This window comes from Mycolicibacterium sp. TUM20985 (assembly GCF_030295745.1).
Taxonomy (GTDB): Bacteria; Actinomycetota; Actinomycetes; order Mycobacteriales; family Mycobacteriaceae; genus Mycobacterium.
Genome location: NZ_AP027291.1, coordinates 3,510,693 through 3,525,824, shown reverse-complemented (window position 1 = coordinate 3,525,824; position 15,132 = coordinate 3,510,693). Strand labels below are relative to the sequence as shown.

Genomic DNA, 15,132 nt, shown 5'->3' with positions numbered 1-15,132 from the left:
GGGTATGGCCAAGCTCGACTACGACAAGCTGAACTCGACGATCAGATACATGATGATCTCGGTCTTCGCCGTGCAACCCGACACCCTGGGCGAGGATCGCGCCGAGGTGATCGACGAGACCGCCACCTTCTTCAAGCAGCAGGAGGAAGGCGACGTCGTGGTCCGCGGGCTGTATGACGTGGCGGGCTTCCGCGCCGACGCCGACTTCATGATCTGGACGCACGCCGAGCGCGTCGAGGATCTGCAGGCCACGTACCGGGCGTTCCGCCGCACCAGCCTGGGCGTGGTCAGTGACCCGGTGTGGAGCGTGGTGGCACTCCACCGTCCTGCGGAGTTCAACAAGAGTCACGTCCCAGCGTTCATCGCCGGCGAGGACCCCGGCGACTACGTCTGCGTGTATCCCTTCGTCCGTTCGTTGGACTGGTATCTGCTGCCCGACGACGAGCGCCGCAAGATGCTGGTCGAGCACGGCATGGCAGGCCGGGAATACCCGGACGTGCGCGCCAACACCGTGCCTGCGTTCGCGCTCGGCGACTACGAGTGGATCCTGGCATTCGAGGGCCCCGACCTCGGTCGCATCGTGGAGCTCATGTGGAAGCTGCGCTATACGGATGCCCGGCGGCACGTGCGCGAGGAGACGCCGTTCTTCACCGGACCGCGGGTAGCTGTCGAGGAACTCGTCGCACGCCTTCCGTGACGCCGGGCTCGAATATTTGCTGGTTTCGGGGCGGCGGTAGGCGAGTCACGTCATTGTCGGCTGGTTAAGAAAACGGTCGATCCCGTTTCGTACCCTTTCCCCGATTGCTAACATCGCCCGATGGGGAAGAATTGGTGGGTGGTGGCTACCGCCACCGTCGTCGCCGTGGCATTCTCCGCGTGGTTCATCGCCGGGTGGGGTGGGGACCCGACCTTGGACATCGTGACCAACCTCGGCTGTGTGGTCCTGGGGGCTTTCGCCACGGTCTGCGCGGGCCTCGCGGCACGCGGCGCCACCGGTCGCAGGCGCCTCACCTGGGGCTGCATCGGCATCGGTCTGGCGGGGTGGCTCCTCGGTTCGCTCGTGTGGGGTTACCTCGAACTCGTCGCGGACGATCCGCCGTTCCCATCCCTGGCGGACGTCGGCTACCTGATGTTCCCGGTCGGCGTCTGCGTCGGATTGGCCGTGTATCCCGTCGGCCACGCCGGACACTCCCGCGCCCGGATGTTGCTGGACGGTCTGATCTCCGCCACCGCCATGTTCCAGATCTCCTGGGTGGTGGTGCTTCGGGACGTCTACGCGGCGGGCGGAACCACCGCGTTCGCCTTCGGGCTGTCGCTCGCGTACCCGATCGCCGACGTCATCGTGATCACGATGGCAGTGCTGGTGCTCGCGCGGGCCCGCTCCGGACAGCGCCGGACGCTGACCGTGCTGACCCTCGGCGTGATCGTCATGGCGCTCGCGGACAGCCTGTTCGTCTACCTGTCGGCGCGTGACCTCTACGAGGAGCAGATCGGCCGCGTCGTCGACATCGGCTATCTCGTGGGACTTCTGGCGATTGGTGCGGCGGCGCTCTGCGCGATCGGAGAACCCGTGACCGAGTCGTCGACGGTCCGCGTGCCACCGCGATGGGCCACCTACCTGCCGTACGCGCCGATCGCGATCGCCGGTGTGGTCTGCGCACCGACGAACCTTCGGCAACCGGAAATGGCCGCGCTCTTCTTCTCGACGATCGTGCTCGTCGTGGCCGTGCTGTTGCGGCAGTTCTTCGTCGTCGCGGAGAACCGCCGACTCCTCGTCGTCGTCGCCGAACAGGCCATGCGCGACCCTCTGACCGGGTTGGCGAATCGGGCGTTGTTCAACGACCGCCTTTCGCACGCCATGCAGTTTCACGTCCGGGAGGGCCGAGCGGTCGCCGTGCTCTCGCTGGATCTGGACGACTTCAAGCTGGTCAACGACAACCTCGGGCATCCCGCCGGGGACCAGCTGCTGGTGCTCGTCGCCGAACGAATCGTGGGATGCGTCCGCACCGGCGACACCGTCGCGCGGGTGGGCGGTGACGAGTTCGCCGTGCTGCTAGAGGGCAAGATCGAACAGTCCCGGCGGGTAGCGCACAGGTTGATGGCGTCCTTCGACGAGCTGTTCCTCATCGACGGACACGATCTGTTGCTCCGGCCCAGTATCGGCCTCGCGGTCGCCGACGACACGGAGATCTCGGCCTCAGCGCTGTTGAAGCACGCCGACGTGGCGATGTATTCCGCGAAGCGCTCGCGCACGGGTGGGGTCCACACCTTCGATCCCGAGATGCACCTGGTCCCACACGGCGACACCGAATGGGTCGGTGCGGGCAACACCGGCACGAGCACCGTGAGGCTCCTGGGCCAACTCCGCCACGCGATCGACCATGCCGAACTAAGCCTTCTCTATCAGCCCAAGTTCGCGCTCCGCGACGGCGCATTCGTCGGCGCCGAAGCGCTGGTCCGCTGGCCGCACCCGGAGTGCGGGCTGCTCGCGCCGGATCAGTTCTTGCCACTGGTCCGCGAACACGGGCTGATGAAGTCGTTGACCGACCTCGTGATGGCGCGGGCCCTCGACGATACGGTCGGCTGGCAGGCCGACGGCTTCCGAGTCCCCGTGGCCGTCAACATGTTCGCGCCGTCGCTTTGCGACCTGACCTTGCCGGACCGCACCCTGCGCTTACTCGACGAGCATGGGCTCAGTCCGGACCTACTGACGATCGAGATCACCGAAGACCTCTTGCTGGACAACGTCGAACGCACGCGGCAGGTGCTCGACTCCCTGCGGGCGTCCGGAATACGGGTCGCCATCGACGATTTCGGCAGTGGGTACTCGGCGCTGGGGTACCTGTGCAAACTGCCGATCGACGAGGTGAAGCTCGACCGGCAGTTCATCGCACCGATCGTGGTCGACCCGAGAGCAGCGGCCGTCGTCCGCTCAGTGGTGAATCTGGGACACCAGTTGGGTATGACGATCGTCGCCGAAGGCGTGGAGAACGAAGCGACGACGACGATGCTCCGCGACTACGGATGCGACGTGGCGCAGGGCTTCTACTTCAGCCACCCGCTCACCGCCGACGGGCTTCGTGAAATGCTCCGCAGGCCTACGTTGCGGGCACCAGTGTCAGCGAGATCGAGTTGATGCAGTAGCGCTGATCCGTCGGCGTGGGGTAGCCCTCGCCCTCGAAGACGTGACCGAGGTGACTGTGGCAGTTGGCGCACAACACCTCGACGCGGTGCATGCCACCCGAGTCGTCGGTCTTGAGGATCACGGCATCGGAGTCGGCCGGGTCGAAGAAAGATGGCCAGCCGCAATGGGATTCGAACTTCTCGGTACTCCGGAACAGTTCGGCTCCGCACGCGCGGCACTGGTAGATGCCTTCGGTCTTCGTGTCGGTGTACTCACCGACGAACGGACGCTCGGTGCCTGCCTGACGCAGCACCGCGAACTCTTGCGGCGTCAACTTCTGGCGCCACTCGTCGTTGGTCAGCTGAACTTTCGGAGCGGTCATACCTCAACGCTAGCGCGGCGGAGACCCTTCGTCATCCATGGCGGGTCGATGCCCTCGTCGAGGCGTCCGTCCGCCTTCGCATCCAGAAAGCGGAAGTACAGCACGCAGAATACGACTACGAGCATCAGCGACCACCCATAGGTGATCTTCATGTACTCGAAGTAGCGACCGGTCGTCAGCCAGTGGCTCAACAGCCAGCGGTCCATCGTCATGAATCCGTAGATCGCCAACCAGGCCGGCCAATTGCGGATGACGGAGTTTGGCAGCACCACCGACATCAGGAACGGGAACAGCATCATCGAGTAGTAGCCCTGGCCCAGTGAGGTCACCAGGAACGTCGCGATAAGCAGCACGCCCGACGACGTCACCATCCAGAACAGCGGGTCGCGGGTGCGGTAGTAGCGGTACAGCAGCCACAGGCTGGCGATCGCCAGCGCCAGGAAGCCGACCCGCAGCAGCAGGATCAGCCAGGTCGGCAGCCCGTAGTAGACGCCGTTGCCCTGGATGGAGCTGTTGAAGTAATCCCGGACGGAGAAGATGTAGGGCACCGTGTTGCGCACGAAACCCATGGGATCGCTGACCAACGGCCATGCCGCGGCGTTGAACAGCAGTGGGACACCGAAGGCGGGGATCAGGGCTCGCCACTGCCGGTTCAACAGCGGGAGCAGCAACAGCGGAGCGAGGGACGGCTTGACCACCAGCGTCAGGCCGACTGCGATGCCCGCCAGCCACTCGTGGTTGACCTTGCCGTCCAGGAGCCAGCGCAGAAACAACACCTCGCACAGCAGGATGCAGCCGTTGATGTTGGTGAAGACGAGCGTGTTGGTGACGCTCTCGGTGCAGAACATCGCGAGGAGCAGTGCGGGCGCGGCGACCGACGCCAGGGTGAAGTGGAACAGCCGCAGCAGGAAGTAGGCGGCCAGCAGAATCGCGATGGTGTTGAAGGTGATGAACCAGTACCGGGAGGCATCGACGGGCAGATAGCCGAACGGCGCGAGGAGCAGCGTTCCGCCGGGCGGATACAGGTAGTGCGGATCCACCTGGTCGAAGTGTTCGTTGTAGATGTCGAGGCCGAGTTTGAAGTTGACGACCGCCCGGTAGACCGGTCCGAAGTCGTCGGTGATGTAGCCATTGGTCGCCAGCACGTAGCTGCGATGGATGATCGACATGATCGCCACGGGCCAGAGCACCGAGCGCAAGACGGTCGCCGCAGTCGGCGCGGAGGTGCGGGGCCGGAAGGCGCGAAACAGGGTGTCAGGTACCGCCACCAGCGCACCGTACACCGGACGTCATGGGCGGCAAGTTAGGCGGGGCAGTACGTGTCGGTCTCGGGTACCTTGCCCGTGCTCAGGTAGGACAGCACGGGCGGGATCGCGCACGGCGAGTAGATGCTGGCGCCGTGGCCGACGCCCTGCCACATCACGCGCCGGTTCGCGGCACCGGAGTTGATGATGGTCGCCGCCACGGCGGCCACGCCCTCGTTGCCGACGATCGGGTCGTTCTGGACGCCGAGCAGCAGCACGGGAACCTTCAGGTTCTGCGGGTCGGGTGGTGTCGATCCGCTAGGCCAGGCGAGGCAGTTCACCAGGTCGAGGGCGCCGACGGTGCCGAACTCGGGGTAGAGCTTTCCCCACTGGACGACGAGTTCGCGCACCCGGTCGGGTGTCGGCCGGTTGAGCGCATCGCTGCAGGTGTTGACGAACTGACCGTCCGTCTCGCGCAATGTCTCCGCTTCGGTGACGAGGGCGAGGAGCTGGGTGACGTCACCGCCGCGGGCGGCCGCCAGCGTGCTCGCCAAGGCGGCGGTCGAACTCACGAAGTCGCCTCGGGGGAACGCCAGCGCGGTGGTGATGGCATCTGCGAGGGCCGCTACCGAGAGGCCACCCGGACCGGTGCCCTGTCGGGCGCTGGTCAGCATGGCGTTGATCGCGCCGCGCGGATCGGGCCCGAGCGCGCAGTTCGAGGCGACGCACTGCGTGGCGAAGGCAGCCAACGCGGCTTGCTGGCCCTTGACCTTCTGTTCGGCTCGCGCCTCGGCGGAAATGCCGAGCGGCAGGGGTGAGTCGAGCACGAGGCGGGAGACCTTGTTCGGGTGCGCGCCGGCGTACGCCAGCGCGACCTGAGCGCCGTTGCCGACACCGAGCAGGGCGATCGTCGGGGACTCCCACGTGCTGCGCAACCGTTCGATGTCCTCGGCGGCGTGCGCGTTGTCGTAGGAGGAGTCGCCGGGAGCGATGCTGTCGGTGCAGCTGGTCGTTGCCGTCTGGACGATGGCGCTGAGGTTGGCGACCGGGTCGTCACCGGATTCGAACTGGGCCTGGTCGAGCATCTCCTGGCGGCTGAACAGGTCACGGCAGTCCAGGTCGCTCGACGTTCCCATGCCGCGACGGTCGACGGCGACCACCGGGTTTGTCTTGAGCACGTCGGCGCCACCGCGGGAGAGCCACACCGGCAGCTGGGCGGAGGACGGCAGGTCCGTTCCCGTCGTCATCACCAGGGGGCCGGCGTCCGCGGGCGTGGCGACGGACTTCGCGCGGATCACGCCGATGCTGATGGTTCCCGTGGCGCCATTGATCGAGTCGAGGTCGGCGTCGTAGCTGGCGCAATCGAGGGTCACGCCGGGGACGGCGGTGACGGTGGCCTCGCTGAATACCCGAGCCGTGCAGTCCCGCCACTGCAGGTCGTTCTTAGGCGCTTCGATGGGTGGTGGTCCCGAGGCGACGGGTGTGGATTCCGGCGCGCCCTGCGGCCCGGCGCCCGTATCCGTGGCGAAACGGGGGTTGGCGGCGAGGCCCGGCGCGCAGCCGGCGAGCACGACAGCCGCGAGGACGGGCAGACAGAAGGCCCTGAGCAGCTGGGGATGCCGACGCATGGTCACCACATTAGCGATCACCCGCGGGGTCACTCGTCCTTGACGTAGCGCGTGTAGAGGTAGCCCTCGTCGTCGCTCAGCAGGTGGCTTCGCCGCATGCGGGTATGGGCCTCGCCCGAACCGGTGGAGATGCGGCGGGCGGACCCGCCGACGAGCATCGGGGCGATCGTGACGCAGAGCTCGTCGAGGAGGCCGTCTTCGAGGAGCAGGTTGATCAGGGACGGTCCGCCTTCGGAGAGGACCCGCAGCAGCCCCCGTTCGGCGAGGAGCCTCAGCACCACCGCGAGGTCGACGCTATCGGTCTGGTCGCCGGAGGCATCGAGGACCTCCGCGACCGAGCCGAAGCGTCTGCGGGCCTCCGCGACGGAATCCCGGGAGGTCATGATCAGCGGCGGGATCTCGGTGCGGGTGAAGATCTTGGCGTCGTGTTCGAAATCGGCGCTGTGGGTGACCACGGCGATCGGCGGCAGCTCGGCCTGTCCGCGGCGTTGCCGTTCCTGGCGTTCGACGGCGGACATCTTCGCGCCGGAATAGTTCTCGATGCGCACGGTGGACGCCCCGACCAGAACGACGTCGGCCTCTTGGCGCATGCGGGCGAACAGGATTCGGTCGCAGGCGCCGGCCAGACCGCCGGACCTGCCGTCATCGGTGGCGGCGCCGTCCAGGCTCGCGATCATGTTGGCCCGCACCCAGCAGCGGTCGAGCTGATCGGGATAGGAGTAGAACGCGGCCAGCCGCGCGTCGTCGGTGTCGAACCGGTCGCCTAACGGGCCCAGCTCTGTGAGCTCTGTCGCAGCGAGGGGATCGGACACGTTGACCATTGCAGCACGTCGATACAGTGCCTTCATGTCTGGGGCCAGCGGTGCAGTGCATCTGACCGATCGGCATCCGAGCGTGACGCCCGAGCGGCTGATCGCGGGATTGGTGCCGCCACCCACCTTCGCCGAGGTCAGCTTCGACACCTACCGACCCGACCCGAGCGAACCGTCGCAAACCGCTGCCGTCCAGGCGTGCCAGGCGTTCTGCGACCAGGCCGTGCAGCAGAGGGCGGGCAAGAAGAAGCTGTTCGGCAGGCGTGAGGTGTTACCCGGTGTGGGGGTGTATCTCGACGGTGGCTTCGGCGTCGGCAAGACGCACCTCCTGGCGTCGAGCTACTACGCGCTGGCTGCGGCCGACGCAGGCCCCACCGCCTTCGCGACGTTCGGTGAGCTGACCCAGCTGGCCGGTGTGTTCGGTTTCGTCGAGTGCATCGAGCTGCTGTCGGATTACGTGGTGGTGTGCATCGACGAGTTCGAGCTCGACGACCCGGGCAACACGACCCTGATCTCGCGGCTGCTGTCGGCTCTGGTGGAGCGGGGTGTGTCCATTGCGGCGACCTCGAACACCCTGCCCGAACAGCTCGGCGAGGGCCGCTTTGCGGCACAGGACTTTCTGCGTGAAATCAACACGCTGGCAAGCATTTTCACCACCGTGCGGATCGAGGGGCCGGACTATCGTCATCGTGATCTGCCCCCGGCGCCGGTGCCGCCGTCGGATGCCGAGGTACGGGCCGAGGCTGCCGATGTGGCGGGTGCGACGCTCGACGATTTCGACGCGCTGTGCGCACACCTGGCGACCATGCATCCGTCGAGGTATCACGCGCTGATCGAGGGTATCACCGAGGTCTTCATCACCGGCGTGCATCCGCTCGACGATCAAAGTGTGGCACTGCGGCTGGTGTCGCTGACCGACCGCCTGTACGACGCAGGCATACCGGTGGTGGCCTCGGGCACCAAGCTGGACACCGTGTTCAGCGAGGAGATGCTGGCGGGCGGGTTCCGCAAGAAGTACCTTCGCGCGACGTCGCGATTGCTGGCCCTGACCGCCGCTGGCGGACACTGAGTCGCTACGACGGGCGCACCATCACGTAGTCGTTCTCGATGTGTCCGCCGAGCCGGAACGTCTTGGTGCCGCTGGTGGTGAACCCCTCTTTGGCGTAGAAGCGCTGGGCACGTCGGTTCTCCTGATTGACGCCCAGCCACACGCAGGCCGCCCCGAGTGCGCGGGACGCGTCGAGTGCCGCGGCCATCATGGCGGCCGCCACGCCTGCCCCGTGTGCGTCGGGCATCAGGTACATCTTGGACAGTTCGACCGCGGGACGCATCGGCACCGCCCGTTGCACGTCGGCGTCGTCGGCGACGCCCCGAATCAGCATGGCGTAGCCCAGGATTGGACCGTCGCGCGCTGTCAGCACCACCCGGTCGGGATCGGCGAGGTACTCGCGAAAGCGGATCTCCGACAGATTCTCGGCGATGAACGCGGCGACGTCTGCGGGCGCTACCGACGGGGGACAGGCCAGCGGGAAGGTGCGGGCGGCGATGGTGGCGAGTTCGGGAAGGTCGGCTTCGACGGCCGTGGTCACCGAGACGGGCATGCAGGTGTCAGTACAGGTTCCACTGAGCGAGGTGGGTACCGGTGACCTTGTCGAGGAGCACGACATTGGTGACGAGGTCGCGGTAGACGTCCCAGTACACGCCGCCGCTGACCGTCGAACCCGGAGGTGCGTTCTGCAGAACGGCGCGAAGGTCGTCGGGTGCGTCGGTGTTTCGCACCTTGTAGGCGTCGGCGATGGGGGTCACCCCGTTGAAGTCGAAGACGATCGAAGTAATGAACGGATTGGGCGCCTTGATGACGTGGACGGTCACGTTCGCGCGGTAGACCTGATAGCGCGGGCCGCGTGGGGGATAGCCGAATCCCGGTGGCACGTCGACCAGATCCACGCTGGTGACCGCGACGTCGGCCACGATGCTCATGTAATCGACGTGCAACACCTCACCCAGCCTGCCGATCGGCGACACCGCGGACGCCCTCGGGGCGGGTGCGGCCAGGACCCCCGCCAGCACCGCGATTCCGGCAACGACCATCACGAACCAGCGACGCATGCCTCGCATGATCGCACACCACAGGTTGCCGAGGGGACGATCGAGGGTCAGGACGCCCAGGGTCCGACGCCTCCGACGGAGTCGATCCGAATCCTGGTCAGCAAACCTGCGGGAGCGTTGGCCGGCGGGAAGTGTTCACTCGAGCCGAGCATCACCTCGGCCAACTCGGTGAGGAGCTCCGGCGCGCCGCCCTCGACGATGCGCGCCGTGCCGCTGATCGACAGGTACGGCGTCTGCTGACCGGGCACCCTGGCGCCGAGGATGGTGACGGCAACCCGTCCGTCGCGGCGGATGTTGCGGGTCTTCTTGTACTCGCTGAGATGGGCGCTGACGAGTTCGTCGCCCTCCGGCGTGGACTGCAGGGCAACCCAGACCACCGAGACCTGGGGACTGCCGTCGGGGTTGAGAGTGACGAGGGTGGCATTGGCCCCGGAACCGATGAGTGCACGGGCGGAATCGTCGATCTTCATAGATTCTCCTACCGCACCGGAGCCCGTTTCATTCCCTCATTGGTCGGTCAGGGAGCGGAGCACGTCGGTGATCTCGGCTTCGATGCCGTCCTTGTCGAGGCCCAGGCGGCGCAGCGGTCCGTCGTCACCTTCGGCCTCGAGTAGCGCCAGCAGGACGTGCTCGGTACCAATGTAGTTGTGCCCCATGCGAACTGCCTCGCGAAAGGTCAGCTCGAGCACCTTCTTGGCTGGGCCGTTGAAGGGTATCAAAGCGGGCACGTCGGCGACCCGGGGCGGAAGTGCCACGACCTCCGCAGCATCGTCGGCTCCGATGTCGTGCCCGGCGAGAAGGCGGGCGGCCAACGATGCGGGGTCGACGAACAACGCGAGCAGAAGATGCGCCGGGGTGATCTCGTCGTTTCCCGCGGAGTGTGCCGCGTTCTGAGATTCGACGACGACGTTGCGGGCCCGCGGGGTGAACCTGCTGAAACCGTCGCCAGCTGCCAGCGGGTTGGCCTCTGGCCTGGGGACGAAGCGCTTCTGAGCGGCCTGCTTCGTCACGCCCATGCACTTGCCGATCTCGGTCCATGACGCTCCGGAGCGGCGGGCCTGGTCGACGAAGTGGCCGATGAGGTGGTCGGAGATCTCGCCGAGTGACTCCGCGGTGAGGACGGCGTCCTCGAGTTGGACGAGCGGTTCGTCGTGGACGTTCTTGATGGCGTCGATGAGGTCGTCGAGTCGGACGGGGTGGGCGATCTTGAGGGGCTGGCTCATGCGTCAACGTTAGGTTGACGGGCCGCGTGCGTCAACCACTGGTTGACGACGGGACCTCAGCCTCGTGGATAGCCCCGGCGCACGGTGCGGTCGAGGATGCCGAGCGTGGCGCGGAGTGCGCTCTCGGAGATCACGGGGAAGATGTTGGCGTCGCGCCACTGCTGATCGATGTCGGACCAGTCGTAGAACGACGTGACGACGGTGGCGTCACCGTCCTGCGCCAGGCGGTACCCGTAGACATGGCCGATCTGCGGTCGGATTTGGCCCAGGATGGTCCACGCGATCAGCGCGTCCTTCTCGAACTCTGTGATGTTCACGGTGACGTCGTACTTGCCCATCGGAAAGTCGTTGAGCGACTCGCGATCCATGTGGACGACGAAGCTGTCGCCCACTGCGGTGACCGTCTCGCCGTCGGCGCTCTGCAGCATCCCCGACGCGTCGATCGCGACGTGACCCTGGGGATCGCAGAGAACGGCGAAGACGTCGGTGGGTGATGCGGCGATGGTGCGCTGTACTTCGATGCGGTCGGCCATACCGTCGATGGTGTCAGACGAAGAGATCCCGGTGTGGCCGGATCCCGTCACCCGCGTCAGGGCGGGGGAGCTTGGCCGGACGCCGCTGCCCTGGCATTGAGCTGGGCCATCCAGGCCTGCAGTTGCAGACCCGCCAGCGCCGGCGCCAGTCCCGAAGGGGGCGGCGGCGCTGCGCCGTCGGTCAGTTGCCAGGGCTGGCAGCCGTTGGTCTTGAAGGACGCATCGGTCGGATCGATCTGCACGGTCTGCGGCTTCTTGGTGAGCGCGTTGTCCAGGGTGGCGCCGTCGGGATTGCCGATGCGCCTCCAGAAGCAGGCGCCCTCGCCGATGGGTCCGGCGGTGCTGTACACGCCAGGAACGATCTCGGTTCCGACGGCGTAGGTGCCGTCGGCGTCGATCGTGGTCTTCGGAGCAGCAGGGGGAGTCGGGGCTGGCGTGCCAGGATCGGCGCCGGCCATAGCGGGCGTCCCGCCGACGACGGCGACGACGAGGGCCGCCGACGCTGCTACCTTCTTCTTCCACACAGGCAACAGCTTAGACGGTCTTTGCAAATAGTCGAGGGTCGGCGTCAAGCGTCGACGGGAAGCGGTTGCTGATCATCGTGCAGGACCTCGGCGGTGATTGCGACCGCACCAGCTTCGGCGATCGCCACGATGAGTACGGGCCAGGCCGCTCCCGCGAGGAGGGCCAGCAACCGTGGGTGCGGAGGTGGGGCGGTCTCGTCCCGGAGGCGCCATGCGAACACGGCCACGAGAACGGACGTCACGATCCAGCCAGCCACGTAGCCGTATAGCAGTAAACCCGTCACGTCGTCCCCTGAATAGTTCGCTGTCGGCAAATTTACCAGTTCGTCAGGGCATTGTCGGGTCTTTTCGGCCAACCGGGGGTGTCACGAAGATCGGCCTACCACCCCGACGGGGCAGCAGGCCGATATCCGACGTGAAGGCGTGCTTACTTGAAGACGTCCTTGATCTTTTCGCCAGCGTCCTTGAGGTTCGCCTTGGCCTGATCGGCCTTGCCCTCGTTCTCGGTGCTCTTGTCACCGGAGGCCTTGCCCGTGGCTTCCTTGGCGTGGCCGCCCAGGTCGTCAATCTTGTTCTTGGCCTTGTCGAGACCGCTCATGGAATCAACTCCTCATTCGTGTGTCCGAACCATTGTCCGAACGTGGCAGTGGTATGCCCTCGTGGTTGTTTTCGAAACGCTGCCGTCGGGCTTCACAGGGTTTCATCAGCATTCCTGGCCCGTCGAAGTCAAACCCGCGGCGCATGACGGTCAACCAGTGCCTGAATCCCGCGAACGGATTTACACATTTGATCAGCTATTTCGTCCGCGATGACCAGAAGAGCGAATCGCCAGACGGACGCCGAGAAGTGAGACGCCCTTGGTGGCACGCGGGTCGGAACCATCAAGGGCTAGGGAGGCTTGTAGTCGACTGCAAACCGCCCTAGCAGTGCCATTACTGAATCGCCTGGAAATGCTGGAGGCTCCTGACCTTGGAAACGAGGATGGAGTCATGCCGAAGGAACAGTCACCCGGGAAGCCGCGACACGTAGGTACAGCGCTGAGGAGAAGGCGTCCGCGGTGCGGATGGTCCGGGCGTTGCGCGCGGAGTTGGGGACCGATCACGGGACGGTCCAGCGGGTGGCTCGCCAGCTCGGCTACGGGATCGAGTCGGTGCGGTCCTGGGTGCGTCAGGCCGACATCGACGATGGCCACGCCCCGGGGGTGTCCACCGTTGAGTCGCAACGGATCAAGGATCTCGAACAAGAGAACCGAGAACTCAAGCGGGCCAACGAGATTCTGAAGAGGGCAGCGAGTTTCTTCGGGGCGGAGCTCGACCGCCAACACAAGAAGTAGTCACCTTCATCGACGCGAATCGCGTCGACTTCGGGGTCGAGCCCATCTGCACCGTCCTGCGATCAGCAGGGGTGCAGGTGGCCCCGAGCACCTACTACGCGCACAAGGCCCGCACGCCCTGCGCGCGGGCCCAACGCGACGCCGTCATGGGCCCAGCCCTGATGGCGCTATGGGAGGACAACTACCGGGTCTACGGCGCCCGCAAGCTCTGGAAGGCCGCCCGCCGTGACGGGCACGACGTCGGCCGCGATCAGGTCGCCCGACTGATGCGGGCCGCCGGCATCGAAGGAGTCCGCCGCGGCAAGCGGGTGCGGACCACCAAACCCGATCCTGCCGCCGCGCGGCATCCCGATCTGGTCAAGCGCGACTTCACCGCGAACGGGCCGAATCAGCTGTGGGTGACCGATCTGACGTTCGTGCCGACCTGGGCCGGGGTGGCCTATGTCTGCTTCATCGTCGATGCCTACTCGCGGATGATCGTCGGGTGGCGAGTCGCATCTCACATGCGGACCACGATGGTGCTCGATGCGATCGAGATGTCCCGGTGGTCACGTGGAAACATGTTGGGCGGCTTGCGATGTCACTCCGATGCCGGGTCGCAGTTCACGTCCATTCGGTACGGTGAGCGGCTCGCCGAGATCGGTGCGGTGCCCTCCATCGGGACCGTCGGGGACAGCTATGACAACGCACTGGCCGAGACCGTGAACGGCTACTACAAGTCCGAACTGATCTACGGGCCGGCCCGCCCGGGGCCGTGGAAGAGCGTCGAGCACGTCGAGCTGGCCACCCTCGGGTGGGTGCACTGGCACAACACCAGCCGCCTGCACGGATACCTGAACGACGTACCGCCCGCCGAGTTCGAGGCCATCTTCTACGCTACGAAACGGACCGACCAACCCCTGGTCGAAATCCAATAGCGAGAGTCTCCACCAGGACCAGGGCGATTCATACCCCGTGACCCGACAAATTAGTCGTCGCGACCGCGCAGCGGGCGAAACGCCGACGCAGACATCGCCGCACAGCTCGTCGAATCGACGACATGGCCGTCTAGCCGATGCCGACGGTGCTTCGGGTCTGGGCGCTGAGTTGGATTGCGTCGACGAGGGCAACCATGCGATGCCCGTCGGCAAGTGTCGGATAGCCGACGTCGGCCCCACCGATGGCCGAGTAGACGTCGCGGAACAGGTTTCGGAAGGCATCGCCGAAGCCCTCGGCGTGGCCGGCAGGCGAGAAGGAGAGTCGCGCTGCGGCAGGTGAAAGCACGTCCGAATTCCGAATGATGGTGCCGACCGATCCGTCGGTACGCCGATGAACGAGTTCATTCGGGCGGTCGACCTTCCAGTAGAAACCACCGTCGGTGCCGTCGACGTCGAGTGAGCAGCCGTTTGGCTCCCCGGCCGTCACACCGGAAAATGTCGCCGATCCAACGAGGCCGCCGCTGAACTCGAGGAAGAGACGAACATAGTCTTCGGCTTTGACTTTGATCGGTTCGCCGCCGCGGTTGCGGATGGGCCGCAGCGTGGAGAACCGAGCGTCGACCTCGGTGATCCGCCTGCCGGTGACGTATTCGGCGAGATCCAACCAGTGCACGCCGAGATCGGCGGTGGCATAGGACGTTCCGGCTATCGACGAATCAAAACTCCAGCTCCATTCATCGTGATTCGAGTCCCAGGACAGGAATCCGCCGCGGACGGCGTTCACCTCCCCCAATTCGCCGGCCAGGATCCGCGCACGCATGTCGGCGACCATCGGATAGGAACGCTTGGTCAGACAGACTGCGGCCGTCACGCCTGCGGCGTCGGCGGCCGCGATCAACGCGCGGGCGTCTTCCGCCCCGGTCGCCATCGGCTTTTCGATGATCACGTTGATACCGCGATTAACCGCTGCGATGGCGTGTGCCGCGTGCAGTCCATGCGGGCTGCAGACGTGCAGCACGTCGGGCCTCGTCTCGTCGAGCATCGCCGTGAGGTCATCGAAGGCACCCACCCGCGACGTGCCATCTCGGGACTGATCGAAGTCGTCCGCAACTGAGCGGGCGTTGGTGATGTTGCGTCCGCAGACGCCCACTACCGACGATCCAAGGTCCTGCAAACGCCATCCGTGGATACGGGAAATCCCTCCCGTACCAACAATCGCCGCGCGCAGCGGTGGGGCGTAGTAGCTCTTGCCATGGCCGACGTCCTCACTAGGTTCAATCATCGAGCTTGCCTCGCAATGTTT

General features: G+C 65.9%; 16 protein-coding genes, 1 pseudogene and 1 other annotated feature. Of the genes and pseudogenes, 4 read left to right on the top strand and 13 right to left on the bottom strand.

The window, feature by feature from the left end; translation table 11 throughout:
* Positions 1–4: 4 nt before the first annotated feature.
* Both hemQ and QUE68_RS17290 read left to right on the top strand, forming a co-directional pair.
* Positions 5–697, top strand: coding sequence for a hydrogen peroxide-dependent heme synthase (gene hemQ, locus QUE68_RS17295; protein WP_284235700.1), 693 nt, complete (start codon positions 5–7; stop codon positions 695–697).
* 120 nt (positions 698–817) lie between these two features.
* Positions 818–3,136 (top strand): putative bifunctional diguanylate cyclase/phosphodiesterase, encoded by a 2,319-nt coding sequence (locus QUE68_RS17290; protein ID WP_284235701.1) that lies wholly within the window; start codon positions 818–820, stop codon positions 3,134–3,136.
* Here QUE68_RS17290 and msrB read toward each other — a convergent pair.
* Genes msrB through QUE68_RS17270 form a run of 4 tightly spaced genes read right to left on the bottom strand, consistent with a single transcriptional unit; the run spans position 3,099 to position 7,199 of the window.
* The gene (gene msrB, locus QUE68_RS17285) at positions 3,099–3,506 is read right to left on the bottom strand and encodes a peptide-methionine (R)-S-oxide reductase MsrB (RefSeq protein WP_284227314.1); all 408 of its coding nucleotides are present in this window, start codon (positions 3,504–3,506) and stop codon (positions 3,099–3,101) included. The two genes, QUE68_RS17290 and msrB, sit on opposite strands and share 38 nt — an antisense overlap.
* On the bottom strand, positions 3,503–4,789 hold the full coding sequence (gene aftC, locus QUE68_RS17280) for an arabinofuranan 3-O-arabinosyltransferase (RefSeq protein ID WP_284227313.1): 1,287 nt from the start codon (positions 4,787–4,789) through the stop codon (positions 3,503–3,505). The genes msrB and aftC overlap by 4 nt, the downstream gene beginning before the upstream one ends.
* A 20-nt stretch (positions 4,790–4,809) precedes the next feature.
* On the bottom strand, positions 4,810–6,378 hold the full coding sequence (locus QUE68_RS17275) for an alpha/beta hydrolase (protein WP_284227312.1): 1,569 nt from the start codon (positions 6,376–6,378) through the stop codon (positions 4,810–4,812).
* A 29-nt stretch (positions 6,379–6,407) separates the two neighbouring features.
* Complete coding sequence (locus tag QUE68_RS17270) at positions 6,408–7,199, bottom strand: pyrimidine reductase family protein (RefSeq protein WP_284235702.1); 792 nt, start codon at positions 7,197–7,199, stop codon at positions 6,408–6,410.
* A gap of 25 nt (positions 7,200–7,224) precedes the next feature.
* On the opposite strand from QUE68_RS17270, the gene zapE reads away from it, so the two are divergent.
* A complete protein-coding gene (gene zapE / locus QUE68_RS17265; protein WP_284235703.1) occupies positions 7,225–8,259 on the top strand; it encodes a cell division protein ZapE in 1,035 nt (344 codons plus the stop codon).
* Positions 8,260–8,263: 4 nt separating this feature from the next.
* On the opposite strand, the gene QUE68_RS17260 is transcribed toward zapE, so the two are convergent.
* The 8 genes from QUE68_RS17260 to QUE68_RS17225 all read right to left on the bottom strand — a co-directional run bounded on the left by QUE68_RS17260 (position 8,264) and on the right by QUE68_RS17225 (position 12,177).
* The gene (locus tag QUE68_RS17260; RefSeq protein ID WP_284227306.1) at positions 8,264–8,791 is read right to left on the bottom strand and encodes a GNAT family N-acetyltransferase; all 528 of its coding nucleotides are present in this window, start codon (positions 8,789–8,791) and stop codon (positions 8,264–8,266) included.
* A gap of 7 nt (positions 8,792–8,798) precedes the next feature.
* On the bottom strand, positions 8,799–9,299 hold the full coding sequence (locus QUE68_RS17255; RefSeq protein WP_284227304.1) for a DUF1942 domain-containing protein: 501 nt from the start codon (positions 9,297–9,299) through the stop codon (positions 8,799–8,801).
* A gap of 47 nt (positions 9,300–9,346) precedes the next feature.
* Positions 9,347–9,769 carry a PPOX class F420-dependent oxidoreductase gene (locus QUE68_RS17250; protein WP_284227301.1) on the bottom strand — a complete coding sequence of 141 codons (423 nt, stop codon included), beginning with the start codon at positions 9,767–9,769 and terminating at the stop codon, positions 9,347–9,349.
* A 36-nt stretch (positions 9,770–9,805) separates the two neighbouring features.
* A complete protein-coding gene (locus tag QUE68_RS17245; protein WP_284227300.1) occupies positions 9,806–10,522 on the bottom strand; it encodes a Clp protease N-terminal domain-containing protein in 717 nt (238 codons plus the stop codon).
* A 56-nt stretch (positions 10,523–10,578) separates the two neighbouring features.
* Positions 10,579–11,055 (bottom strand): SRPBCC family protein, encoded by a 477-nt coding sequence (locus QUE68_RS17240; protein ID WP_284227299.1) that lies wholly within the window; start codon positions 11,053–11,055, stop codon positions 10,579–10,581.
* 56 nt (positions 11,056–11,111) lie between these two features.
* Positions 11,112–11,513, bottom strand: coding sequence for a hypothetical protein (locus tag QUE68_RS17235; RefSeq protein WP_284231011.1), 402 nt, complete (start codon positions 11,511–11,513; stop codon positions 11,112–11,114).
* A gap of 110 nt (positions 11,514–11,623) precedes the next feature.
* Positions 11,624–11,863, bottom strand: a complete 240-nt coding sequence (locus QUE68_RS17230) for a hypothetical protein (RefSeq protein WP_284227298.1) — start codon at positions 11,861–11,863, stop codon at positions 11,624–11,626.
* A 143-nt stretch (positions 11,864–12,006) separates the two neighbouring features.
* The gene (locus QUE68_RS17225) at positions 12,007–12,177 is read right to left on the bottom strand and encodes a CsbD family protein (protein ID WP_284227297.1); all 171 of its coding nucleotides are present in this window, start codon (positions 12,175–12,177) and stop codon (positions 12,007–12,009) included.
* Positions 12,178–12,568: 391 nt separating this feature from the next.
* Between QUE68_RS17225 and QUE68_RS17220 the strand changes: the two are divergent.
* Positions 12,569–13,829: pseudogene (locus QUE68_RS17220) on the top strand (IS3 family transposase).
* Positions 12,867–12,998 (top strand) — a sequence feature (AL1L pseudoknot). (Overlaps the previous pseudogene by 132 nt.)
* Positions 13,830–13,959: 130 nt before the next feature.
* On the opposite strand, the gene QUE68_RS17215 reads toward QUE68_RS17220, so the two are convergent.
* On the bottom strand, positions 13,960–15,111 hold the full coding sequence (locus tag QUE68_RS17215; RefSeq protein ID WP_284227296.1) for a Gfo/Idh/MocA family protein: 1,152 nt from the start codon (positions 15,109–15,111) through the stop codon (positions 13,960–13,962).
* Positions 15,112–15,132 lie beyond the last annotated feature (21 nt).